A 21748-nucleotide genomic window follows, 5' to 3' on the forward strand; every position below is an offset into this window, starting at 1 on the left:
GCCGGTCAGCTTACGATGGTCCGAAAAGCGGACATCTGAACTTGGCTAAAAGCGGACATTACAACTTAGCCACTACAATACGATTCGGTGATAATTTATATTATGTCAAATTACGTAGCCGCATCCGAGCGATGCTCGACGCAATCCAGACAGCCTTTTCCAATGCACTGCTTAGACCGGCAGCAAGCTAGCAAATCTAACACCTCCCGCTTCCCAACGCCTGCCTCGAGCAGGCGTTTTTTATGACCAGCGATTTTACGATACGTACGCCTACGCCGCGCATCGTGAATACCGCGCCGCGACGTGCGGATGAACCAGTACAGATTCCGCATCTCGCGCGCAACAGCCGCCAGCTCCTCGGGCGTCAGCGTATCCCGTTCCCACAGTTCGAACTGCACCATGACGCAACGACACCTAACCCTTAGCCGCTGAATCTACGAGTAACACCATCGCATCGAAATCGCGACGCAACACCTGCGAATCCGTCCGAACGCTCTGATACCGCAACACCCGAAGTCCGGCCGCCTTCGCAATGCCGTCCTTCACCGCGTCGCGCCGACGACCAGCATCACCGCTATGGCTACGATCATCCAGCTCGATTACGTACAGAACGAACCCATTCGCCGCACACACCACATAATCGAAGATCTTCCGATCAAACGAGTTACGCGACGACCGGTTGCCGCCCTTCACGTCGATCAGCGCAGCCATGGCTACCTGCGAATGGATGGTTGCCTCAGGCAACGCAGAACGTAATGCGCCGAAGAACTCCAACTCCCTTGCAGTCATGAAATTGCGACGCACATAACTGACCGAACCTGACGACGAACGCTTCCCACTCTTTGCGCGGCTCAACAACACGGCAAAGCCGAACACGACGATTCCCACCAGAACAAGCCCGATCCCGATCATAGATACCCGTCCAAAAAAGCACGAATCATCGCCCAACTGCCGAAGCACGCGCCACAAACTTTGACAGTCTGTTACGTTGATTCCGAAGAGCTAACGGTGTTGCCAGTCGCCATCCAGAACACGCCGATGCCACGGTTCCAGAAAAGCTGCGCGCTATCGAAGTGCGCACCATTGGCACCGACACAGTCATACGCAGCCTGAATCGCATCGCCCCGGTCACACTCAGAACCGAGGTGCGCGTACGGAACGACTTCGGGCAAAACAATGCCCTTACTGGTCCAGTACCGTTTCTTGTTGAACGCCGTCGCGCCTGCACTCTTCCCAACGTACTTCGCGATGTACGTCGCGATCAGATGACGCATTGCACGCCCCTTGCCGCTCAACTGCCGACGCACCAGATACTTTTCGAAGTCCTTGATACTGTCGTAAGTCGTGCCATCCGTGTTCGAATCCCGAAGCACCGACAGCCAGATCGACCGCAGTAGCTTCCAGTCCTGCCGACCGCTTACCGCAACATGGATATGCCACGCGCCGCGCTCTTGACGCTCGAGCACTGCGACATAGTGGAAATCCTTGAGCCTGTTCATCCGTCGACGGAACGCATCCCACCATTTCGCCCACACTTCGATGCTACTTTCATTCGAACGCGTCGAAAAAGTCAGCATACGATCCGCACCAATCGCCTTGCAGCGTTGACGGATCATCCGCTTCGACCGCTCTATCGAAGTCCGCAGCGACTTGTCCGACCTCACTGAAACATCAGCGTCAGACTCGCCCTCCTGCGAGACACGTCGACCTCTTACGCCTCTCGGACGCAAGCGGATTTCATTGAAGTGACGCAGCACCCGCGTGCTGAACGCGACAACCTCCTGCTGGCCATCCACGAAGCGCTTTGTGCGCACGATGTACTCGTCGCTGAACGGAAAGCCCGCATCATCACAGTCCGGAATCGCTTCACCGCGCACACAAGCCACGTTAAGCGCCTGCGGCGAACCGTACTCGTTGAGAACGTCCTGGAAGGTCCTACGGTTACCGCCTACAATATCCGAACTCACGTTGGATAACCCCTTTATCCGATGTTGGTCACGGCCCCGGATCGCTGCGAACGATTGCGGGGCTTTTTCTTTTCCTGCGGTCCTGCTAGCGCCTCTGCCAGCGCCGTTTCCGTTAAGTGTTAGAGGTACAAGTTTAGGGCGCGCTGCGCGCGCCCCGGCTGTCCTCGCTCCGCTGCGGGCAGGCGGGCCGCTTGCCGCAGCGCCCATCACCACACCCGTTACACCTACCGCCAGCCCCGCCAGCCCCCCCCATGCGCGCCGCAGCGACATGCACATGCCCATCAAGGCAGCTTTGCAGTGAGGGGTTGGCGCGTTCATCGCCCTCGCCTGCGTTCGATCACCACGCCGTTACCCGCTACTCGGTCCAGCCGGCCGCGCTAAGCCGCGCGACAACCGCCACCACTCCGCAGTCACGCCGCAGCCGTACGTCACTCCGGCTACGAGCTGGACACTCCCGACGCTAGACACCCGATCTCATTACGCGTAGAGAAAAAACACCCATTTCGCATAAGGCCAAAAAAATTCGCAGCGTCAACCGGACCCCGGGACGGCACTAAATAACATCGACAGCGTTTCACTGCAGCAGTCAACCAATAGAGGACACCATGTCGCACATTCCATCGAACCAACCCGGATCTTTCCACACGGGCTACACATACGCTAATCAACCACAACATCAGCCGACGCCCACGACAACAACTCAAACCCAAAATACGCCAGCCCATCTTGCTGGTCACCACCAACTCCAACCACGCAGGCCACAGGACCCCCAGACATTCCGAGCACGTTACGGTCATCTGCAAACACTTCCCCGGCAAACGCTGCCAGACGGCGCGACCGTGACCCATGGGAGATACATTCCAGCCCAACCCATGAACATCCTTCAAACGGCTTTCAATGACATCCTGCCAGACCAACCTACCGTCGTACGGGAAGACGTCGACATGTATCGCGACCAGATCATGCACGGCCAACCAACCGCGCCGATTGCCGTGTCCGTAACAGCGCAAAATAACCTCAAGATCACAGACGGCCACCACCGATTCGTTGCATCACTCTCTCTAGGGCAACCAGTCGGCGTGACGATCACGTCAGGCCACGAACCACAGCCGCATAACGACTGGAGCAACGTAACCCTTATTTCGGAAGATGACGACGACTAACCTCAATCACCGCTGGCCAAATTAACGCACGGTCCACTCACAGTCAGAACATCGTCGGAGTGGACCCAATAAGGCCTCACCAATCACGTCAAAGCTTTTGCACCTGCAGCATCAGCAGGATCTCCGTCTTCGCTGTCGACACCGTATGACCGGACGCCCAGCGCGGCAGGAACGACAGGCCTGAATTCGCATGCGTGTCCTGATCCTGCGTCAGCCCGCCAATCAGCAGCACGTCGCCATCGGCCAGGCTGAACGAGCTTTCGACCTTGCGCGTATTCTTGGTAGGCGAGTTGTTCACGCCGGTTGTCGTGTTCACGAAGCTGCTGATTTCCTCGACCAGCTGGAGATCGATCGCATCGCGCTTGACCGTCGGCTTCACCTGAAAAATCACGCCCGCATCCTGATACACGACACTTTGCACCGGAGCCGCCGTCGAGCTCGGAAACGACACGGAGCCAATCACCGGCACCGACTCGCCCACGTTCAGACTGGCCGTATCGCCCGAGCGCACACGCAGGTTGGGCGAAGTCAGCACCTTGAAGCGCGAATCACTGTTCAGCGCCGACAGCGCCGCGTTAAAACCGCCCACGCTCAGCCGGATCGCGTTGTCCGTCTCGCTAATACTTCCCACGTTCAGCGAGGCCCCTACGCGCCCATCCAGCACGCTCAAGGCAAGCTGGAACGCGGAATTATTCGTGCCGGTATCGGTCACCTCATACACCCACGCCCGCACCGACACATTCGCCACCGGCGTATCGAGCTCGGGCAGCAGCCTCTTCAGCATCCCGACCTCACGGGCTGAACCGACAAACACCAGCACGTCCGCCGACTGGTCAATGAGCCCCGCGGCTGAGGTGGCCGGCACATCGCTTGCCACCTTCGCCCCTTCCGGCGCAGCAACCGAACGGTTTTCCGTGAAACGGCCCCGCACAACCGGTGAGACGATCCGGGAAAGGTAGTCCGCATCCCGGTACTTCGGCGCATACACGAAGGTCTGCTGGTCCGCCTCCTCCCTCGACAGCTTCGATTTCTCTATGTACGCCACGCCACCGCGATCAGTAACCGAGTAGCCGAGCGAATCCAGAAACGACGAAAGAAACACGCGCACATCACCCTGCGTGCGGTCGAAACGGAACGACACCGGCCGGGTGTCCGCGAGCACATCAGGATCAATCACGTACGGCGCCTGCAACAGGTCCGCATAGATCAGGTCAACCACCTGCGCCACCGGCACGAACCGCAGATCAATGCTCGACCCCGACACGCGCGGCAACGCACTGATCGGCAACGACGCTTTCGCCACAGCAGCCGGCGCGACCTGCGGCATTCCAGGTGGCAGCGGAGGCACACCCGGCGCATCCGTCGACATATCCGCAGCTCGAGTACCGAACGCCACGCACAGCAGCAGGAATGCCGAACACTTCATTTCGCGCTCCCGCCAATTGGAGACGGCGCTGATGCCTTCATCGCCCCCGACCACATCGTCACCCGCTGCCCTTCGACCATCCCGGCACGGCTGACACCATCGCCCGCGAACTCAGACGGCGACTCGACCCGCAACCGGCCAGACGCGTCAGCCAGTACCACCCATGACCGCGCATTGGCCGTATACGCGCCCACCACCCGCCACACATCCGAAGTACGCGGCCCCGCAGGAGAAGCACTCGCAGCCGGTGACAAGGCAGACACACCCGGGGCCGGCGCCGAAGCCTTTTTCACCGTGTGCGCGTTCTTCGCCGGTGGATGGAAGAAGCGCCACGCAAACGACCATGCGATAACGACCATCACGACGACGCCGGCGACGAGCAGCCACAGCGTCTTGCGCGCAAGCACGTTCTGTCGTTTGTCAACCGTGCTTTCCTTGCCGCCCGCGCCCGCGTAGCTCTTGTACAGCGGGAAGATCTCCGGCCTGTACTTGCGGATGAACGTGCCAGTCTGTGTGCCCTTCGTCTGTTTGTACGTCTCGTACATCTCAACGCGATAGCCGCTCGACAGTCCGAGGCTCTTGAGCTTGACCATGCGGAACGACAGCTCGATCACCGCCTTGATCGACCGGTGCAGGTCCGCAATGCTCTGGATCATCAGTACTACATCACAGGCAACGCCGGTTTCCTCATGCACGAAGTGACGGTGCATGCGAAAAAACGCCATGTGTTCCTTGCTGATCTTTTTATCCGTCGCCCACAGCTTCCATGCCTCATCGACCACCAGCAGGTCACCCGGCTTCACGAAACCCGGTGTCACCGTCGCACCATCCGAACCCTCGACCTCGACCGGAAAGAAGCCCTCGCGCAGCATGTCATCGGTGCGCACGTGCACGATTTCACCGAGCATGTCATCCGGTATGCCGCGCTTTTCGTGCAGGTAGCTGTGAATCGCCTCGGCGCTTACGCCGTCGATATTCGTCACGACGCGACGCCCCCGCGCGACAGCATCGAGCAGCGGACCGGACACGACCTCATACGACTTGCCGGAACCCATGACCCCGCAATACGCGTTGATTGCCATCACATCACCCGATCACCGGAATACGCCGGATGATGAAGCGCGTCGCGTAGGCCGATATCACGAGCGGCGCACCGAAGCTGAACGAGCACAGGTCCATGAAGTACCAGACGTCCGAGCCGATGCTACCGAATGCACCGGCCAGTGCAGAAGCGGTCGGAAGGATTCCTGCGCTTTGCAGCACCGATACGAACTCGGTCGTGATGAACCACATCACGAAGTACGCAAAAAACTTCGCGATCACGGAGCGCATCACGAAGCCCAACACCACGTTAAACGCGCTAACCAGAATCCCGAACATGATTGATGCTCCCTAGGCAGTCAGAACAATGAACAGCGACACGAGCGTGAAGACCAGCGCAAAGGTCACCTGTATCTGCGACCGGAACTGTTCAGCGAGCGTGCACTGCGCAGTCAATGTAACGGTCGAGCCGAACAGCGTGATCGACGGCTGCGGACACTGAGCCGTATGCGCCGGAAGCACGTAATTGCGCAGATCGGGCAGCAGCCCGAGGATAGGCGCGAGGATCTGCTGTGCGGTCGGCGTCTCTTCAAGCGAGGGCGACCCAATACCCGGATCGGGGCCAAGGTTGACCTGTGCACCACTACCCGGATCGGTCGCCACCGGCACCGACACCGAGGAGGCCGAGCTCGAAGAACCCGCGCCCGATGTTGTGGACGGGGCAATCGCGAACGGTGCCGAGCTCGACGCACCCGACAGCGAACCGGCTCCCGAAATCGCACTGCCCACGGTAGGAGCCAACGAACCGAAATTCCCCTCGATGGACTGCACATCAGACGGCAGCACAGGTGCGTTCACCGGGAACGGCAGGCCCGCATACCCTTCACCCTGCGCAGCCGTGCCCCACAACGAATTAACCAGCGCCGCCAGCAGCTGCGCGTTCATCACGTCCCCATCGTCTGCCGCAGACGTACCGGCAATGGCTGCAGCGAGCGATTCAGTGACCGGCGCAGGCGGCGAAGAAGCAGCAGACCCAAAAAGCGCCTGCAACGCAATGCACGCGCCCGCACTCTCCATACCACTCGCACACGCAACCGCAGAGGTGCCAGAAATGCCAACCTGAAACGAGGGCTGCGCAGTACCACTGGACGAACCAGCGACCGACAGCGTGTTGACGCAGTTATCTACGGTAGACGAAGCAGCAGAACAGGAAATGTCAGAAATGCCCTCATCAGAGTGCGCCGCGTTGAAATGCTGCGCATTCGCCCACGCAGCCGCTAGCGCACTGGACCCGCAAAACACACCCGATACACACCAGGTAGCCGCACCGGCAACCAGCGGCGAAAACACGGGTAACGAGCCGCCCGACGCAGCATTGGAAGTAAGCGTCACGGTGCCATCGTGATTCAGCTGCCACTGAGTGAGCGTATCGTTGCCGAGCGTGACTGGCACCCCACCAAGCGCCGCACCAAGGCCCGCTCCCACACCCACGGCGAGCCACGATACCGACCCCAACGCTTCGCCGGCAGATGCCGCAATTCCGGCCGCTATCGAACTCGCCGCCGCTCCAATCGCCGTCACCGTCTCAGCGACACGCGGGTCAAACGGAGTGAAACCGTTATCCAGCGCCCTCGCGCCCACCAGCGCGCCAATGACCGCAGCCATCGACGGAGGCGACGACGTAGCCGCCACGGCAACCTGACGCGGACCCGTGAACACCAGGCCGAACAGCAACGCGCCGGTCATCAGCACACACGAACCGAATCGCATATCACCCTCGCATACCCTGAATCACCGCCCACGCCGACAGCAGGCCCCACAGAAACATCACGAGATACCACGCGCTGTTTGTGTCCATCGCCAGCCCCAAAACCACACACATAAAAAAAGGGCGGACATGAAGCCCGCCCAACCGTTCGCGAAACGCTACCGCTTAAGCACCGCGAACCATGCCGATGATGATCTTTGCACCCCGTACCGCGAGGAACAGGCCAACCAGCAGCGCAGCGACCGCCAGCACCGCCGCAATGGTCGTCGTAAAATCGACGCCACCCGTGAGCGCCGAAAAATCCGGACCACCCGTGCTGCTCGTCTGCGCATGCGCCACCATCGGCACTGCCGCGACCGCAACCACGACACCAAAAGCACGCGTAACACCCGCCTTGATACGATCAAACATGACTACCTCTCTCAGGTTCTAAAACCGGGAAGCGCCCGGCGCGCATGTCACGACCGCCGGATGAAATTGACGACCGTTCCAATTCCTAAACACGCGAAATAGAGCGCGACTACCGACGTAAAGGCCAGCCCCCAGAATCCGAACGCCTGCGCGTAATCGAACGGGGGCACAGAAGCGGAGTCATCGACCAGCGACAGGTGCGTGACCGCGACCGTTCCTGCAGTGCCATCACTCGCCGTACACGCCACCGCAGCGCCATTCACCGTCACGGCTGATACCGCTGAAGCCGAAGCCACACACGCCGCCACGTCGATACCCACGCTCATCACATCACCCGCGCCGTTTTAACCAGCGCATGAACGCCGAATCAAGCACCCAGCGACCGGCGAGAACGAACAAAAGCACAAGCAGCGCAGACGTAGCCAGCAGCAGGCACGCAGCGATACGGTCCAACGCGTCAAACGGACAGCTCAACATCGTAGTCTCCATACGCTCAGACCGGTGCCGTCACACCCGCGCCAGCCTTGCCGACCGGCTTGGGACGATTCGCAGGCGTCCACGACACGATGCGCGGCACCAGGCGACCGGCATCAACTCCGTAACCCTCCCCCAGCCGATAATCAACAAGGTACTCAGTCCCGGCCTCAATCTGGATTTTTTCGTCAAAGAGCGACGTCTTCGCAACAAACGAGCCGTCAACCAGCTCCCCGTCCGGCCCCTGATACGACTGCTCAATCCAGCAATGCAGCACGCGCATCTTGCGCACCTGACCGCTCTTTTTGCTCGTCACATCCTGATGGTCGATTTTCAGAACCCGAATTTTTTCCGTCGCCATTTGCATTTCTCCAGATTAGGACTACTACGCGTAGTCACTTGACAAAATAAAAAAGCCGATTATCGGCAATATCATCGATTCACAGTTTTGACATCACTACAGGCACCACAACCGCCAGCACGGTCAACCCCGCACCATGCGCACAACTCACTTGCAACCTGCACAGCAACCGCACTAACACTATTGCACCGCACGTCCAACGGCATCGCGCGACGAGGCGACGACACACGGCCATCAAATAGGTCCGGCGTGCACACATCGTCAGCGCACTTGGCCACGGTCAGATTCGGAAAGGATCGGCCGGTGCGCCGACTTCAACCGGCACCAGCGTAAGAAAATTGGGTTGGCGACCCCGCCGATACAGTTCAGCGCGGGCCTTGTCGCGAGCGCGACCACTGTCACGCGCGCTGCGTACTTCAATCGTCGCCACACGCGTGTGCGCATGCAACGTATAAACGTGGACTCGATATGCAGGCACAACTAACCCCGTTGGCTGGCTTACATTTCCCCGACTTACGGGGTTTACCTTTTTGACTTTACTGATAGACTTCCAGCTGTTCACACGTGTGAACGTTCACAGCGTGTGAACAATAGTTCACGGACCGAATACTGTCAAGAGGCCTTGAATGAAGAGCATCAAATACTTGGACGCACTCGGAACACAAAAGAATTTGCACTCGGATGCAGACCTAGCGCGATACCTCGGATGCTCGAAAGGGGCGATTTCCAACTACAGGCACGGCAACCGGGTCATGGAGAACGACCTGTGCCTGCGTGTTGCGCTCGAACTCGGGATGGATAATCCGCTACCCATCATCATGGCGGCCGACATGGACAGGGCCGAAAAGGCGGGGCAGCAATCGCTGTGGGAGGTTTTTTTGCCGAAGATGACGGGCATTAGCGCGGCCCTCGTCTTCGCCATTGTCACTAATTTTGTGACGCCCTCGCCCGCGCACGCAAGCAGCACCAAAAATCAGGGCGGTAACGCTTTATATTATGTCAAATAACCTGCGCAATCAACAGCGCTTCGTCGCCGCCTCAGACCTGTCTATCGTTCGCCCGCACGCGTGACGCGTCGACGCTCGCACGAAAGCGGCTTCGAAATCGCCGAATCCCATCTTGTCGACCCTGCCATCATGAACCAGCTTTTCAAACTCGCCTTCGATACGCTGCCATCAAGCCGACCAAGTGCGCCTGAGGCAGCCGCTGTTGAGACCGACCCTGCAATCTCCGAGCCCCGGGCATTGGAGTAACGCGTCCACGCGGTAATCCCCTCCATATCGCCATCGTATCTATCAAACGATCATTGAACGATAGTCCAGAATCACGTTCAATTTCATTGCTTCAGATATGTAATCGACTCATCTGGCATGACGTGAAAACGAAGCTTCGGGAGTTGTTGCCATCCACAACAGGTCATACGCCCGCGGTGAAATAAACATTACTTGTTCATTCGATTGCAACGCTCGAATGCGAGACAATTTTGAAAATAGTTTTATAAAGAAATGTGAAAACAGATTCCGCAATAGAAATACGGTCGACTTAACCTGCTATTCCTCGAATAAACCCGCAACTAAACCGATAAAATGTGTTCGCTATCCGAATATCAGCGTGAGCGACACTGAAAGACCGGCTAGTAACCCCTTAAAGCCGCTAGCAGCAGATGTTCCCAAAATGCTTTTCCGGGCGCCGCGTTGTCGCGTCCGGATAAGTACGCATCGATCGACTTCCGGGAGCGCAGCTGCGAGCGCTGTCACGCAGGTCGGCCACATAGCGGGATCAAGTTGCTTTAACGGTAAGACGAGCGCGCTGCAAGCGGCGCATCGATTTTCTTGAATGCATTCGATACGGAGCGCAACATGGGTTATCAAACAGCTTTGAGCGGTCTCGCGGCCGCATCGAACGACCTCGACGTGGTCGGCAACAATATCGCGAACGCGCAAACAGCAGGCTTCAAGCAGAGTATGGCGGTGTTTGCCGATCTGTATGCGAATTCGATCGCAACCGCAGTCAACAACCAGATCGGTATCGGTACGCGTCTCGCCGGCGTGCAGCAGGATTTCTCGCAGGGCGAAGTGACGACGACCGACGTGCCGACCAACATGGCGATCAACGGCAACGGCTTCTTCCAGATGCTGAATCCGAACGGCTCGGTCACCTACTCGCGCAACGGTCAGTTCGTCGAGAACAAGGCGGGCTTTATCGTCGACGCCGAAGGCGACGAGGTGATGGGTTATCAGGCGAATGCACAAGGCCAGTTGCAGACGGGCCAGGTCGTGCCGATCCGGATTCCGAATTCGAGCCTGCTGCCGCCCGTCGCGACGACGAAGGCGACGTTCACCCTCAATCTCGATGCCGCCGCGGCGCAACCGAAAGATGCAACGTTCGACCCGACAGACCCTGACAGCTATACCTTTTCCACGTCGATCAAGACCGTCGATTCGCTCGGCGCCGAGACTACGGTCAACCTGTATTTCGTGAAGTCGGCCACGTCGGGCCAGTGGGAAGTGTTCGGCGGTCCGTCGGGCGCCACGCCCACCGACCTCGGCAGCATGACGTTCGATTCGTCGGGTGCGCTGACTGCTTCGGCGAGCCCGCCCCCGGCGAGCACCCCCATCACGCCGGCCGGCTCGTTCAGTCTTGCGATTCCCAATACCGACGGCGCAGCGGCGCAGACCATCACGGTCGACCTGTCGGGCACGACACAGTTCGGCGGCGACGGCACCGGCAGCGCGGCGACCGCGGCACCCTCGCAGGACGGCTTCGGCACCTCGCAACTCACGAACTTCGCAATCGGGGCTGACGGCACCATTACCGGCACGTATTCCGACGGCCGCACCGCGGTGCTCGGCCAGGTGCTGCTCGCCACCTTCACGAACCCGAACGGCCTGCAGAACCTCGGTAACAACCAGTTCGCGCAGACGAACGATTCGGGCGAGCCGCAAGTGGGCGTGGCCGGCACGTCGACGCTCGGCTCGATTCAGGGAGGCGCGATCGAGTCGTCCAACGCGGACCTGACCAATTCGCTCGTCGATCTGATCACCGCGCAGCGCAACTATCAGGCGAACGCGCAGACGATCAAGACGCAGCAGACGATCGATCAGACTTTGATCAATCTGTAGAAGCCTGCGCCCAGGGACCGACGTTCCGACTACATACGGCAGCGACATATTCGGCGAAATGCGCGCGCTGTCTTGCCGGCGGCGCGCCGCAAATTATTGTTCCCGCGGACTACTCTCATGGCACGCATTCTCGCTCTCTCGATCGGTGAGGCACCCGCTTCCGCTGAAACGTCATTGTATAAAGTGGAGAAAGCAATGGGTTTCTTGCCCAATGTTTATAAAGTTTTCGCCAATTCACCGGCTGCGCTGCGAGCCTTTCTGCAAGCGCAGGAACAGCTATCGGAAGGCGAATTGACTGAAGCGGAGCGTGAGATCGTCGCGCTTGCGGTATCGCAGGTAAGCGACAGTGAATACTGTCTTGCAGCGCACACCGTGTTCGCCAATCAAGCTGGCCTGTCCGACGACGCGATTCGCGCTTCACGCAAAGGTGAAGGCAGTGGAATCGCGTCTTTCGCCAGCAAGTTGGCACTTCAACGCGGTCGCCTAAGCGATGCGGACCTCGTCGAAGCGCGCGAGGCGGGCCTGAGCGATAGCAGGATGGTTGAGACGGTCGCCGTGGTCGCGCACATCATTTTCACGAACTACCTGAACAATGTCGCTCACACGGACGTGGACTTCGCGCCCGTAGAAGGCTAAGCCACTCGCCACATGCTGTTTGCCCGGTGCTAGCCGTTGACCTCGGAGAACGCCTCGAACCCGAATCCAGACGTTCGACTGCTAGCCAATCGCAGGACGGCCGATATCGAGTGAGAAAAGGTAACAAGGGTAGTCCATGTCACCGGCTCTATAGCTGGTGTCTCCGGTTTTTAGAAAGCCGTATGTCCGATAGAACTCGATCGCTTCATGATTCAGCGCGTTCACGACCAGCACTACCCTGTCGGCCTTGCGTAGCCGAGCTTCCTTGATAGCCTCGTTAACGAGTCGTTTGCCCAGGCCGTTTCGATGGAATCGGTGAAGAACATGAAGTCGCTTGATCTCAAGCACCGCTTTTCCGCGTTCGCCGCCGGTCGTTTCGCCACCCAATCGGGGCGCGAGAGCGAGGTAACCGACTGCGGCCTGGCCACGCTCGATTTCCGCAAGCCAGATAGAGACATTGGGGTCGTCGAGAAGCGCCCTGTAATCTTCCCGTGTCTGCTCCGTTTCGATCAGGTCATTAAGATTTTGAGCGCTGATTATGCCAGCGTAAGTTTGCAGCATTGTCGCCTGCCCTAAAAACGAAAGGCATCTCTCATCACCGGGTCTAGCCCTTCGTATATCAAAAGTACTCATGGCTTATGCATCCTTGTTCGGCTTGAGTTGCTAACGCAGAATCAGAAATTATTACGCTGCAACTGATCTTCATGACATGCTGCCGTGAGCTATTGCGACGCTTCAATTGATCCTGTTCTTGATGTGAAATCGCAACGGAACACGAGGCGAGTCGTCTCGAAAGCGAAGCACCATTCTCCTGGTTTTTGCCGTAGTTTTACTATTAAATTTGAATAGAATCGGGCGTGAAAAAGACGCGTTATCCGGTTACCGGCGTTATATATTTCATCTGTTCTTGTTTAACGCGGATAGTGTCACGCTCAGGCCGGCAGGTAATAAGAGTGTTGACTGACAGTCCTGAATCTCGCCGGGAAACGTCAGCGCATCGCACGAAACATCATCCGGATGTCATGTACGACCGCGTCCGGATTTTCGTAGTAGCCAAAGTGCCCGCCCCCTGCATGCGCGTTCAGATACGCAAGATTGAAGAACGCCGCACGCGGACCGCTGCGAAACACGTCGGCTCGCTGTTCGACCGTCACGCCCGGTGGGTTTTCCCCGCCGAGGAACGTGATGCCAGTCGGCGCTTCGACCGGCGGCGTGCGCGAATGTGCGGGCCGCCAGGGTCGGCGTGCCGCGTCCGCGTAGGCGCGCATTGACGAGCCGGCCGTGCCGCTCGCCCAGTAGATCATCGCGGTGGTGATCATGTGCTCGCGTGTATAAACGCGTTCGACGTTGCCCTGGCTGTCGCCCCAATTGCGCCAGCGCTCGAGCAGCCACGCCAACAGGCCGACCGGCGAATCGTTTAGCGCATAGGCGAGCGTCTGCGGGTCGAGTACATGCACCGCATAGTGCGCGGCAAACTTCGCCTGGCTCATCAGCAATGCGTTGCGCTGCTCGAGCGTCCGGTCGGACGCCCGCCTGGCGCTGTTCGTGTCCCAGGCACGCGCGGTCGCATCCCAGGGGCGGTCCGTGCCGAACTGATCGAGCAGCATTGCATGCATCAGGTGAATGCCATAGAGGCTCGACGCGTAGCGATGGCCTAGCTGCGACGTGATCAACGCACCCCAGTCGCCGCCGCTCGCCGCATAGCGCGAGTAGCCGAGACCAGCGGTCATCAGTTCGTGCAACAACTCGGCAGTCTCCCAGAAGTTGACGCCGGACTGCGGCGGCGGCCCGGAAAATCCGTAGCCAGGCAGCGACGGCACCACCACGTCGAACGCGTCGGCCGGATCGCCGCCGAACGCGGCCGGGTCGCTCAGCGGGCCGATCACCTTGTGCATGTCCCAGAACGACCACGGCCAGCCGTGCGTGATGATCAACGGGACCGGTGCGGGGCCGCGTCCGCGAATGTGCAGCAGGTGGATCGGCGTGCCGTCGACCACGGCGCGGAAATTAGGCAGCGCATTGATACGACCCTCCGCCGCGCGCCAGTCGTACTCATCGCGCCAGTAATCGAGCAGTTTGGACAGGTAGCGCGCATTAACGCCGTAACGCCAGTCGTCGTTGCCGGGATCATCGGGCAGGCGCGTCGCACGCAGGCGTCGCTGCAGGTCGTCAAGCAACGTGTCGGGAACGTCGACGCGAAAGGGAGTGATGTTGACGGTCATGTTGGGCTCGTCTAGTGCGCGGCGAAGGCGCGACAGGCCGCCGCTCAGGCCGCTTGCGTCGCTTTAAGCCGCGTTCGTCCCGCGTCCGCACGCGGCGCAGGCCGGCATAGAGATCAGTTCGTCGCCAGTAGCGCTTTGGTTACAGTGGCCGGCGCATCAACCTTGTGCCGCCGGACGCGATGTGGAAAGCAACAGCTCTCCGACGCTTGCGTATTGGCGTGGTTGGACGATGGCGTGCTGCGTCATCACGCGAAGGTCTCGAAGTCTTCTCTGCAAAGGGGACGCTTCATACACCGTGCTCGCGCCACCGAGCGCAAAGCATGTGTCCGCGATCTTTACGCATCTCGCGGCGATCCACGCGGCAGCCTGGATTCCCCGCGTGTGCAGGCTTTTGTCGTTCAGGGTTTTAGCTTGCGCGCGTTGCCAGTGCACGTCGAGCTGTGCCTCGTAATAAGCGCGAGCGGCGTTGATGCCGGCCTCGAGCCGTCCCAGCTCGATCTGAAACTGCTCGGACTCTCCGAGCGGCTTTGCAGCACGCCATTGCCGTAGGCCCGTATTGGCCAGATGCACGAGGTCGTCCATCGCGGCTTCCGCTACGCCGATCGACATGGCAGCGTGCAGTAGCGGCAGGAAATGCAACGGTGACTGATAGAGCGGCCCGTCGAACAAGGCGCCGCCAGCCGGATCGAAAAAGTATTCGTCGGAAAAATGCTGATCGTTCAGTGAAATATGGTGACTGCCGGTTCCCTTCATACCGAGGACATGCCATGTGTCGTCGATGCCCCAGCGACTCGCGGGCGCCATGAGCCCCGTTATGACCGGTGCGTCGGGCACATCGCTCTGCTTCTTCGCGGCATCGGCGCGCGCGTCCGCCACCACGGAAAATGCCTGAATCCAGTCGGCATGGACGCATCCGCTCACGTAGGGCCATCTGCCGGTCACCCTGAAGCCACCGCCTGAGTCGGGTTCCGCGCGACCTGCCGGCTGAGCCGCTCCAGCGATCAGCACGTCGGGTCCCCGACTGTAGACCCGGTCATAAAGCCCGCGCGGCACATGGGTCGCGAAGATCGCGTTCAATCCGCTAATGCCGCACAGCCAGCCGATCGACGCATCGGTTCTGCAGATTGTGCGGATAATCGTAAGCGCCGACGGAAGATCGAGTTCGAGGCCACCCGCCTCGGCCGGCACGAACATCCTGAATATGCCGATTGTCCGTAGCGAATCGATCAACGAGTCGGGAACACGTCCGCTCGAGTCCATATCGACGATCCGGGAGGAAATCTCCGGTTCCAATGCGTGGGTCCCGGTCAGTAGTTTTCGCGCTATCCGATTGAGGCGATGTGACATGTCGGAGTGCTTCCGGTGGATCTGAGATACCGCATGCGACGCTGAAGGAGGATCCCTCCGCAAGCTATCAAGTCATCGCCTCCGCTACCAACATGTACCCGAGGCCCCGGACCGTCCTGACCAATCTTGGCCTGGACGGATCGTCCTCGAGCAGCCGGCGAAGTCTCCGGATTCGTACGTCTATACTGCGGCCGGATGCGCCGTAGTCGCGCCCTCTCGCCCGGATCAGCAGATTTTCGCGGCTCACGGCCCGGTTTGGTGTGGCAGCGAGTGCCGCGAGCAGCCTCGCCTCTGCCGTATTGAGGTCGACTACGCTGCCGTCTTTCGTCAGCTGACCAAGTGCCATGTCGAAGTAGAACCGTCCGAAGATGAGATCGTTCTTGCGGCCGATTCGCTGGTCGCCATGCACGGACTTCTTTCTTCGGAAAATTGCGCGAATGCGCGCCATCAGTTCATCGGGCAGGAACGGCCACGCGAGAAGGTCGTCGGGTCCGCCTGCAAAGCCGTTCACACGACCGATCGGACTGCCGCCGGCAGTGAGCATCAAGGTAGGGATCACTCGCCCCGCGAGGCGCAGGCGTTCGTGCACCGACAACCCCTCGTCCGGTTGCATCGTGGTGTTCAGTATCAGCAGATCGAATGGTTCGAGTTCGATACATCGATACAGGCGCGCGCTGTGGCCGACCGTCCGCACTTCGAAACCTTGTGAAGTCAGAAGCCCCCGCACCGTATCGAGCCGCCTGACTTCGTCGTCCAGCACAATGATTCGGCCGGCGTGCGCTGCAGGCTGCTCGCATTCGAATTCAAGACTCATGTTGACTTAACCGGACTTTACTGAAGCCGTCGATGCTGGCGTCAAGCCGCAGCTTCGCCTTCGACTGGTCGTGTCGAATTTATGCGAGAAAAATAGGTGTTAATAGGGGAATCAGTTGCCGCAGGCAACTTTGTGTTGCCTGAAAATCGCGGCAGTCCGCAGCGTCAGGACGACAACGGCCGGCGAACTGATCGCCGGCAATTGCGAACGGCGGCGCGGAAAGAAGCACTGAAAGAAGCGCGCAAAGAAGCGCGAGCAAAGAAGCCAACCGCTGCCAATCTCAAACGGGAAGTCAGTTTTTCTCCGCTTCGACGCTGCGCAGCGCGTACGGATCCTCGCCAACCACCTTGATCGTCTTCCCGGTCGACGAGACGAGTACCGACGGATCCCACGAGCCATGCCCGCTCATCTCCCGATGCTGCTCGATGAGCAGCGCGCCAAGATACTTGCCGCGCGATACCACGCTCAGCGCATTGCCGTCGGCGACGAACCGTTGCGGACCGCCTGATGTCGGTACGGCATGGATGGCCGCGGTCGAATCCGTGGCCGCGGTCAAAAAATAAACAGTCGCGCCGTCAGGCGAAAAAATCGGATGATCGATGTCCGCAAGCACGCGTTCCGGTTTTTCCTTTCCCTTGGACTTGCCCGTCACGAGCCGGACTGCTTTGTGATCTTTCAGGTGGATGACCCACAGATCGCGTACGGCCGGACTATCGTTCGCCTCGTCGACGCCTCGCGTCTGCCTCGTGAAGGCGACCGCGTCGCCGGCCGGCGAGATTGCGGGCGCGTCGTCGGCGCCCGTCTCCGTCAATACTTCGGTCGCGCCGCCGGGCGCCGTGTAAACGATGTTGCCTTCCTGTACCGACACGGAGCCGATCGGAGCGGCAGCCCAGCACGCATAGGGCACGAAGCTGGAAAAGCAAAGCGCAACGCAAGCTACGGCGATCGCCGGTAGTGCCGGTCTCATGGGCGGTGTCCTGATGAGCAGGCGATGGAGCGCAGGGCCGCCTCCATCGCCGGATTGTCGATACCGTCTATATCGGCCACGCGTCGAACGTCTTGAGGCCGATCTTCAATCGGAAACCGCCGCAGGAACCGCCCTCCCGCATTGTTACTTGACCGGAAATTCCTTATGCCCGCCGAATCCAAACCGCATCGCTGAAAGCATCCGTTCAGGAAACGCCGCCGCATCGCGCGACCGGAACCGCGTATAGAGCGCCGCCGACAGCACTTGCGCGGGCACCGCTTCCTCGATGGCCGCTTCGATGGTCCAGCGCCCTTCTCCGCTGTCCGCGACCTCGGTCGAAAAATGCTCGAGCGTGTTGTCCTGCGCGAGCGCGCCGGCCGTCAGGTCGAGCAGCCATGACGACACGACGCTGCCGCGCCGCCACACTTCCGCGACGTCGGCGAGATCGATCTGGTATCGCTGGCCTTCCGGCAGTTCCGCCATGCCCTTGTGCTCGAGAATGTGGAACCCTTCGGCATACGCCTGCATCAGTCCGTATTCGATGCCGTTGTGCACCATCTTCACGAAATGCCCGGAGCCGACCGGCCCCACGTGCATATAGCCATTCTCGACACGCTTGTCGCGTCCCTCGCGGTTCGGCGTGGCCGGAATATCGCCGGCCCCCGGCGCGAGCACCGACAGGATCGGATCGATGCGCTTCACGATGTCGTCTTCGCCGCCGATCATCATGCAGTAGCCGCGCTCGAGTCCCCAGATGCCGCCCGATGTGCCGACGTCCACATAGTGCAGCCCCTGCTCGCGCAACTGCGCGGCGCGCCGGATATCGTCCTTGTAGAACGTGTTGCCGCCGTCGATTATTACGTCGTCCTTGCCGAGAATCTTGCGCAGATCGCCCAGCGTATCTTCGGTAATCCTGCCGGCCGGCAGCATCAGCCACACGACGCGCGGCGCCGTGAGCTTCGCGACCAGATCGCCGAGATCCTTCGCCCCGGTCGCCCCTTCCTTCGCAAGCGCTTCGGTCGCCTGAGGATTGTGGTCATAGACGACGCACTGGTGCCCTCCTCGCATGAGCCGGCGTCCGATATTACCGCCCATGCGCCCCAATCCCACGATTCCGATCTGCATGATGTGTCACTCCTTGCCGTTGGATTTCACTCGCTCGATCTGTTTCTTCGCTGCCTCGTAGACGCGCTCCGGCGTGAAGCCGAACTTCGTTTTCAAGGCCTTCAACGGAGCCGAGGCGCCGAACGTATGCATAACGATTTGCGAGCCGAGACGTCCGACGTAGCGGTCCCAGCCGAGCGTCGCGGCCTGCTCGACCGCGACGCGCGCATGCACGTCGGGCGGCAGCACCGACTCCTTATAGGCCTGATCCTGCTTTTCGAAGATGTCCCACGACGGCATCGACACGACGCGCGCCGCCACACCTTCGGCCTTCAGTTTCTCGTAAACCTCGACGCACAACGACACCTCGCTGCCGGTTGCAAGCAACAGCACCTCGGGCTTCTTGCCGCCTTCGGCGTCCGCGAGGACATAAGCGCCGCGCCGCACGCCTTCGGCCGGCGCGTATTTCTTGCGATCGAGCGTCGGCAGCGGCTGGCGCGTCACGACGATGCAGGCGGGCTCGTGCGGATGTGTGAGCGCGACTCGCCACGCCTCGGCGGCTTCATTTGCGTCGGCCGGCCGCAGCGTCGTGAGCCCAGGCACACCGCGCAGCGACGCGAGCTGCTCGATCGGCTGGTGCGTGGGACCGTCTTCGCCGACGCCGATCGAATCGTGCGTGAACACATAGACCACCGGCACTTCCATGATCGCCGACAGGCGGATCGGCGGCTTCATATAGTCGCTGAAAATCAGGAACGTCGATGCATAAGGCCGCAAGCCCGACAGCGCGAGGCCATTGGCGACCGCGCCCATGCCATGCTCGCGTATGCCGAAGTGCAGATTGCGACCCGCATAGCTGCCGTGCTCGAAGCTGCCCGCGCCTTCGAACTTCAGATTCGTTTTCGTCGACGGCGAGAGGTCGGCCGCGCCGCCGATCATCCATGGAATACGCTGTGCGATCGCATTGAGCACCTTGCCCGACGATTCGCGCGTGGCGATGCCTTTCGGGTCGGCCTCGAAGGTCGGAATGTCGGCGTCCCAGTTATCGGGCAGCTTCGATTCGAGCATCAGCGACAATTCCTTTGCAAGTTCAGGATACTGCTTGCCGTATGCATCGAAACGCTTTTGCCACTCGTTGTGTGCGCTTTTGCCGCGCGCACCCATGCCCTTCGCGAGGTGATCCATGACGCCGTCGGGCACGAGGAATTGCGCATCTTCGGGCCAGCCGTAGGCACGCTTCGCGAGCCTGATTTCTTCTTCGCCGAGCGGCTCGCCGTGCGCGCCCGAGGTGTCCTGCTTATGCGGCGCGCCCCAGCCGATAATGCTTTTCACGACGATCAGCGTCGGCCGGCCGGTTGTCGCTTTAGCCTTTTGCAGTGCCGATTCGAACGCGGCCGCATCGTTCGCGTCGTCGACGTGCAGCGTGTTCCAGTTGTAGCCGCGAAAACGCGCCTCGACGTCGTCGCTATACGCGAGATCGGTATGTCCTTCGATCGTCACGCGGTTGCTGTCGTATATCCAGATCAGATTCGAGAGCTGCAAATGACCCGCGAGCGAAGCGGCCTCGTGCGAGACGCCCTCCATCATGTCGCCGTCGCCGCATAGCGCATAGACGCGATAATCGAACAGCGTCGCGTCCGACCGATTGAAGTGCGCTTCTTTCCAGCGCGCGGCCATCGCCATGCCGACGCTGTTGCCGAGTCCCTGGCCAAGCGGACCTGTCGTCGTTTCGACGCCGGTCGTCATGCCGTATTCCGGGTGGCCCGGCGTTTTGCTGTCGAGCTGCCGGAACTGCTTGATGTCGTCGAGCGACACCGCGGGCTTGCCGGTCGGCTTGCCCTGCGCATCGACTTCTTTTACGCCGTACAGATGCAGCAGCGAATACAGCAGCATCGATGCGTGCCCGACCGACAGCACGAAGCGGTCGCGATTCGGCCAGTTCGGCGCGTCGGGGTCATACCTGAGATGGTTCTGCCATAGATGAAACGCGACCGGGGCTAGCGCCATCGGTGTGCCGGGATGGCCTGAATTGGCCTTCTGGACGGCATCCATCGACAGCGTGCGGATGGTGTCGATGGCGAGGCGATCGAGGTTCGGTGCAGAGGACATAAGCGACGACTCCCTTATCAGAGTGTGCTGCGGCACACCAGATGCCGCAGCGGGCAACCAGGTCGATTGAGCAAGTGTAGTGCCTTCGAAGCCGCATTGCAGATTAGGTGCGGCGCGGCAGTCCACACGGTATGTTTCAGGAATTGACGTGATGCGATCGCGAGATCGCAGCGACCGTCAGGCGAATGCGCCGCAAGCAAACAGCGTATAAACGCCGGGAAAAATTACTGAGTTCAACGCGCGGTCAGCCGTAATTGGCGCGTCGCTTCAATACTTGCTGCTACCATTAGCCGATTGAATCTCGCATCGACGTCCGCATGTGTCGTGTGCCGGGCGCAAGCTGTATCCGTGCATGAAGCCCGAATGCGGAGCGGAAAATAGGGACATCAACTGAAATGGAACGCGAATTCACCGAATCGACCCCGGCGACCCCTGCGCGAGCGGAGCTGTTGTGTTTCCTCGTCGCAGTTGCCGCGGCTTCGTACGCGCTGACCCAGGAGTGGCGCGTCGACCATGTCGTGCAATGCTGTCGCCAATGGCTTTGCAAGAACGACACCAGAATGCGCTGGCTCGAGCGCGTACATATCGGTCAGCTTGCGCTGAAGATCGCGCGCGACGACCTCGAAAACGCGGGCATAGCGGTGCGCCTATCGAGCGTGTCGGCCCTCTTCACCGACGAAATGGAGCTCAACGAGGCGAGCACGATGGTGCAAAGAATGATGACGCTCTGTCACGAGGCCCTTTGAGTTTCAATCATGTGGCTGGCCGGAAGCAGCCAACAAAAGATGGCGCTTTGAGCATGTTCTGTGGCAAAGT

The 21748-nt window shown here is 60.0% G+C and carries 22 protein-coding genes; 6 read left to right on the forward strand and 16 right to left on the reverse strand.

Features of this window, described 5'->3' with window-relative positions; translation table 11 throughout:
• On the forward strand, positions 1–191 hold a 191-nt coding region (locus tag QYH69_RS32465), incomplete at its 5' end, for a hypothetical protein (protein ID WP_308835769.1).
• Between the two features lie 223 nt (positions 192–414).
• On the opposite strand, the gene QYH69_RS32470 is transcribed toward QYH69_RS32465, so the two are convergent.
• Both QYH69_RS32470 and QYH69_RS32475 read right to left on the reverse strand, forming a co-directional pair.
• Positions 415–912, reverse strand: a complete 498-nt coding sequence (locus QYH69_RS32470) for a DUF2726 domain-containing protein (protein WP_308835770.1) — start codon at positions 910–912, stop codon at positions 415–417.
• Between the two features lie 71 nt (positions 913–983).
• Positions 984–1967 (reverse strand): hypothetical protein, encoded by a 984-nt coding sequence (locus QYH69_RS32475; protein WP_308835771.1) that lies wholly within the window; start codon positions 1965–1967, stop codon positions 984–986.
• An 872-nt stretch (positions 1968–2839) separates the two neighbouring features.
• On the opposite strand from QYH69_RS32475, the gene QYH69_RS32480 reads away from it, so the two are divergent.
• Positions 2840–3130, forward strand: coding sequence for a hypothetical protein (locus QYH69_RS32480; protein ID WP_308835772.1), 291 nt, complete (start codon positions 2840–2842; stop codon positions 3128–3130).
• Between the two features lie 88 nt (positions 3131–3218).
• Here QYH69_RS32480 and QYH69_RS32485 read toward each other — a convergent pair whose 3' ends face one another.
• The 7 genes from QYH69_RS32485 to QYH69_RS32515 form a co-directional block, all read right to left on the reverse strand.
• A complete protein-coding gene (locus QYH69_RS32485) occupies positions 3219–4610 on the reverse strand; it encodes a type II secretory pathway protein (protein ID WP_308835773.1) in 1392 nt (463 codons plus the stop codon).
• Positions 4553–5638 carry a zonular occludens toxin domain-containing protein gene (locus QYH69_RS32490; RefSeq protein WP_308835774.1) on the reverse strand — a complete coding sequence of 362 codons (1086 nt, stop codon included), beginning with the start codon at positions 5636–5638 and terminating at the stop codon, positions 4553–4555. Before QYH69_RS32490 ends, QYH69_RS32485 begins: the two co-directional genes overlap by 58 nt.
• Before the next feature lie 4 nt (positions 5639–5642).
• Positions 5643–5936 carry a DUF2523 domain-containing protein gene (locus QYH69_RS32495; RefSeq protein WP_308835775.1) on the reverse strand — a complete coding sequence of 98 codons (294 nt, stop codon included), beginning with the start codon at positions 5934–5936 and terminating at the stop codon, positions 5643–5645.
• Positions 5937–5948: 12 nt separating this feature from the next.
• On the reverse strand, positions 5949–7331 hold the full coding sequence (locus QYH69_RS32500; protein ID WP_308835776.1) for a hypothetical protein: 1383 nt from the start codon (positions 7329–7331) through the stop codon (positions 5949–5951).
• Between the two features lie 199 nt (positions 7332–7530).
• Entirely contained in the window at positions 7531–7776 is a 246-nt protein-coding gene (locus tag QYH69_RS32505) for a hypothetical protein (RefSeq protein WP_308835777.1), read from the reverse strand.
• 47 nt (positions 7777–7823) lie between these two features.
• Positions 7824–8102 (reverse strand): hypothetical protein, encoded by a 279-nt coding sequence (locus tag QYH69_RS32510; protein ID WP_308835778.1) that lies wholly within the window; start codon positions 8100–8102, stop codon positions 7824–7826.
• Between the two features lie 167 nt (positions 8103–8269).
• The gene (locus QYH69_RS32515) at positions 8270–8611 is read right to left on the reverse strand and encodes a hypothetical protein (RefSeq protein WP_308835779.1); all 342 of its coding nucleotides are present in this window, start codon (positions 8609–8611) and stop codon (positions 8270–8272) included.
• Positions 8612–9237: 626 nt separating this feature from the next.
• On the opposite strand from QYH69_RS32515, the gene QYH69_RS32520 reads away from it, so the two are divergent.
• The 3 genes from QYH69_RS32520 to QYH69_RS32530 all read left to right on the forward strand — a co-directional run bounded on the left by QYH69_RS32520 (position 9238) and on the right by QYH69_RS32530 (position 12369).
• On the forward strand, positions 9238–9618 hold the full coding sequence (locus QYH69_RS32520; protein WP_308835780.1) for a Cro/Cl family transcriptional regulator: 381 nt from the start codon (positions 9238–9240) through the stop codon (positions 9616–9618).
• A gap of 852 nt (positions 9619–10470) precedes the next feature.
• A complete protein-coding gene (flgE, locus tag QYH69_RS32525) occupies positions 10471–11733 on the forward strand; it encodes a flagellar hook protein FlgE (protein WP_308835781.1) in 1263 nt (420 codons plus the stop codon).
• A 117-nt stretch (positions 11734–11850) separates the two neighbouring features.
• The gene (locus tag QYH69_RS32530; protein ID WP_308835782.1) at positions 11851–12369 is read left to right on the forward strand and encodes a carboxymuconolactone decarboxylase family protein; all 519 of its coding nucleotides are present in this window, start codon (positions 11851–11853) and stop codon (positions 12367–12369) included.
• A gap of 81 nt (positions 12370–12450) precedes the next feature.
• Here the strand turns inward: QYH69_RS32530 and QYH69_RS32535 are convergent, their stop codons facing one another.
• The 7 genes from QYH69_RS32535 to tkt form a co-directional block, all read right to left on the reverse strand.
• Positions 12451–13002 carry a GNAT family N-acetyltransferase gene (locus QYH69_RS32535; RefSeq protein ID WP_308835783.1) on the reverse strand — a complete coding sequence of 184 codons (552 nt, stop codon included), beginning with the start codon at positions 13000–13002 and terminating at the stop codon, positions 12451–12453.
• Positions 13003–13358: 356 nt separating this feature from the next.
• Positions 13359–14591: an alpha/beta fold hydrolase gene (locus QYH69_RS32540; protein WP_308835784.1), complete on the reverse strand. Its 1233-nt coding sequence runs from the start codon at positions 14589–14591 to the stop codon at positions 13359–13361.
• A 156-nt stretch (positions 14592–14747) separates the two neighbouring features.
• Positions 14748–15938 (reverse strand): acyl-CoA dehydrogenase family protein, encoded by a 1191-nt coding sequence (locus QYH69_RS32545; RefSeq protein WP_308835785.1) that lies wholly within the window; start codon positions 15936–15938, stop codon positions 14748–14750.
• A 67-nt stretch (positions 15939–16005) separates the two neighbouring features.
• Complete coding sequence (locus QYH69_RS32550; RefSeq protein WP_308835786.1) at positions 16006–16752, reverse strand: winged helix-turn-helix domain-containing protein; 747 nt, start codon at positions 16750–16752, stop codon at positions 16006–16008.
• A 292-nt stretch (positions 16753–17044) separates the two neighbouring features.
• The gene (locus QYH69_RS32555; RefSeq protein ID WP_308835787.1) at positions 17045–17719 is read right to left on the reverse strand and encodes a hypothetical protein; all 675 of its coding nucleotides are present in this window, start codon (positions 17717–17719) and stop codon (positions 17045–17047) included.
• Between the two features lie 144 nt (positions 17720–17863).
• Positions 17864–18844, reverse strand: a complete 981-nt coding sequence (gnd, locus tag QYH69_RS32560; protein ID WP_308835788.1) for a phosphogluconate dehydrogenase (NAD(+)-dependent, decarboxylating) — start codon at positions 18842–18844, stop codon at positions 17864–17866.
• 6 nt (positions 18845–18850) lie between these two features.
• The gene (gene tkt, locus QYH69_RS32565; protein ID WP_308835789.1) at positions 18851–20932 is read right to left on the reverse strand and encodes a transketolase; all 2082 of its coding nucleotides are present in this window, start codon (positions 20930–20932) and stop codon (positions 18851–18853) included.
• A 395-nt stretch (positions 20933–21327) separates the two neighbouring features.
• Between tkt and QYH69_RS32570 the strand changes: the two genes are divergently transcribed.
• Positions 21328–21678: a hypothetical protein gene (locus tag QYH69_RS32570; RefSeq protein ID WP_308835790.1), complete on the forward strand. Its 351-nt coding sequence runs from the start codon at positions 21328–21330 to the stop codon at positions 21676–21678.
• Positions 21679–21748 lie beyond the last annotated feature (70 nt).

It is taken from the genome of Paraburkholderia sp. SARCC-3016, assembly GCF_031119615.1.
Taxonomy (GTDB): Bacteria; Pseudomonadota; Gammaproteobacteria; order Burkholderiales; family Burkholderiaceae; genus Paraburkholderia.

Excerpts from the sequence above, each read along its gene's own strand:
- QYH69_RS32470 (WP_308835770.1), bottom strand. The coding sequence starts at position 912 with ATGATCGGGATCGGGCTTGTTCTGGTGGGAATCGTCGTGTTCGGCTTT.
- QYH69_RS32480 (WP_308835772.1), top strand. The coding sequence starts at position 2,840 with ATGAACATCCTTCAAACGGCTTTCAATGACATCCTGCCAGACCAACCT.
- QYH69_RS32490 (WP_308835774.1), bottom strand. The coding sequence starts at position 5,638 with ATGGCAATCAACGCGTATTGCGGGGTCATGGGTTCCGGCAAGTCGTAT.
- QYH69_RS32495 (WP_308835775.1), bottom strand. The coding sequence starts at position 5,936 with ATGTTCGGGATTCTGGTTAGCGCGTTTAACGTGGTGTTGGGCTTCGTG.
- QYH69_RS32505 (WP_308835777.1), bottom strand. The coding sequence starts at position 7,776 with ATGTTTGATCGTATCAAGGCGGGTGTTACGCGTGCTTTTGGTGTCGTG.
- QYH69_RS32510 (WP_308835778.1), bottom strand. The coding sequence starts at position 8,102 with ATGAGCGTGGGTATCGACGTGGCGGCGTGTGTGGCTTCGGCTTCAGCG.
- QYH69_RS32515 (WP_308835779.1), bottom strand. The coding sequence starts at position 8,611 with ATGGCGACGGAAAAAATTCGGGTTCTGAAAATCGACCATCAGGATGTG.
- QYH69_RS32520 (WP_308835780.1), top strand. The coding sequence starts at position 9,238 with ATGAAGAGCATCAAATACTTGGACGCACTCGGAACACAAAAGAATTTG.
- flgE (WP_308835781.1), top strand. The coding sequence starts at position 10,471 with ATGGGTTATCAAACAGCTTTGAGCGGTCTCGCGGCCGCATCGAACGAC.
- QYH69_RS32530 (WP_308835782.1), top strand. The coding sequence starts at position 11,851 with ATGGCACGCATTCTCGCTCTCTCGATCGGTGAGGCACCCGCTTCCGCT.
- QYH69_RS32535 (WP_308835783.1), bottom strand. The coding sequence starts at position 13,002 with ATGAGTACTTTTGATATACGAAGGGCTAGACCCGGTGATGAGAGATGC.
- QYH69_RS32540 (WP_308835784.1), bottom strand. The coding sequence starts at position 14,591 with ATGACCGTCAACATCACTCCCTTTCGCGTCGACGTTCCCGACACGTTG.
- QYH69_RS32545 (WP_308835785.1), bottom strand. The coding sequence starts at position 15,938 with ATGTCACATCGCCTCAATCGGATAGCGCGAAAACTACTGACCGGGACC.
- QYH69_RS32550 (WP_308835786.1), bottom strand. The coding sequence starts at position 16,752 with ATGAGTCTTGAATTCGAATGCGAGCAGCCTGCAGCGCACGCCGGCCGA.
- QYH69_RS32555 (WP_308835787.1), bottom strand. The coding sequence starts at position 17,719 with ATGAGACCGGCACTACCGGCGATCGCCGTAGCTTGCGTTGCGCTTTGC.
- gnd (WP_308835788.1), bottom strand. The coding sequence starts at position 18,844 with ATGCAGATCGGAATCGTGGGATTGGGGCGCATGGGCGGTAATATCGGA.
- tkt (WP_308835789.1), bottom strand. The coding sequence starts at position 20,932 with ATGTCCTCTGCACCGAACCTCGATCGCCTCGCCATCGACACCATCCGC.
- QYH69_RS32570 (WP_308835790.1), top strand. The coding sequence starts at position 21,328 with ATGGAACGCGAATTCACCGAATCGACCCCGGCGACCCCTGCGCGAGCG.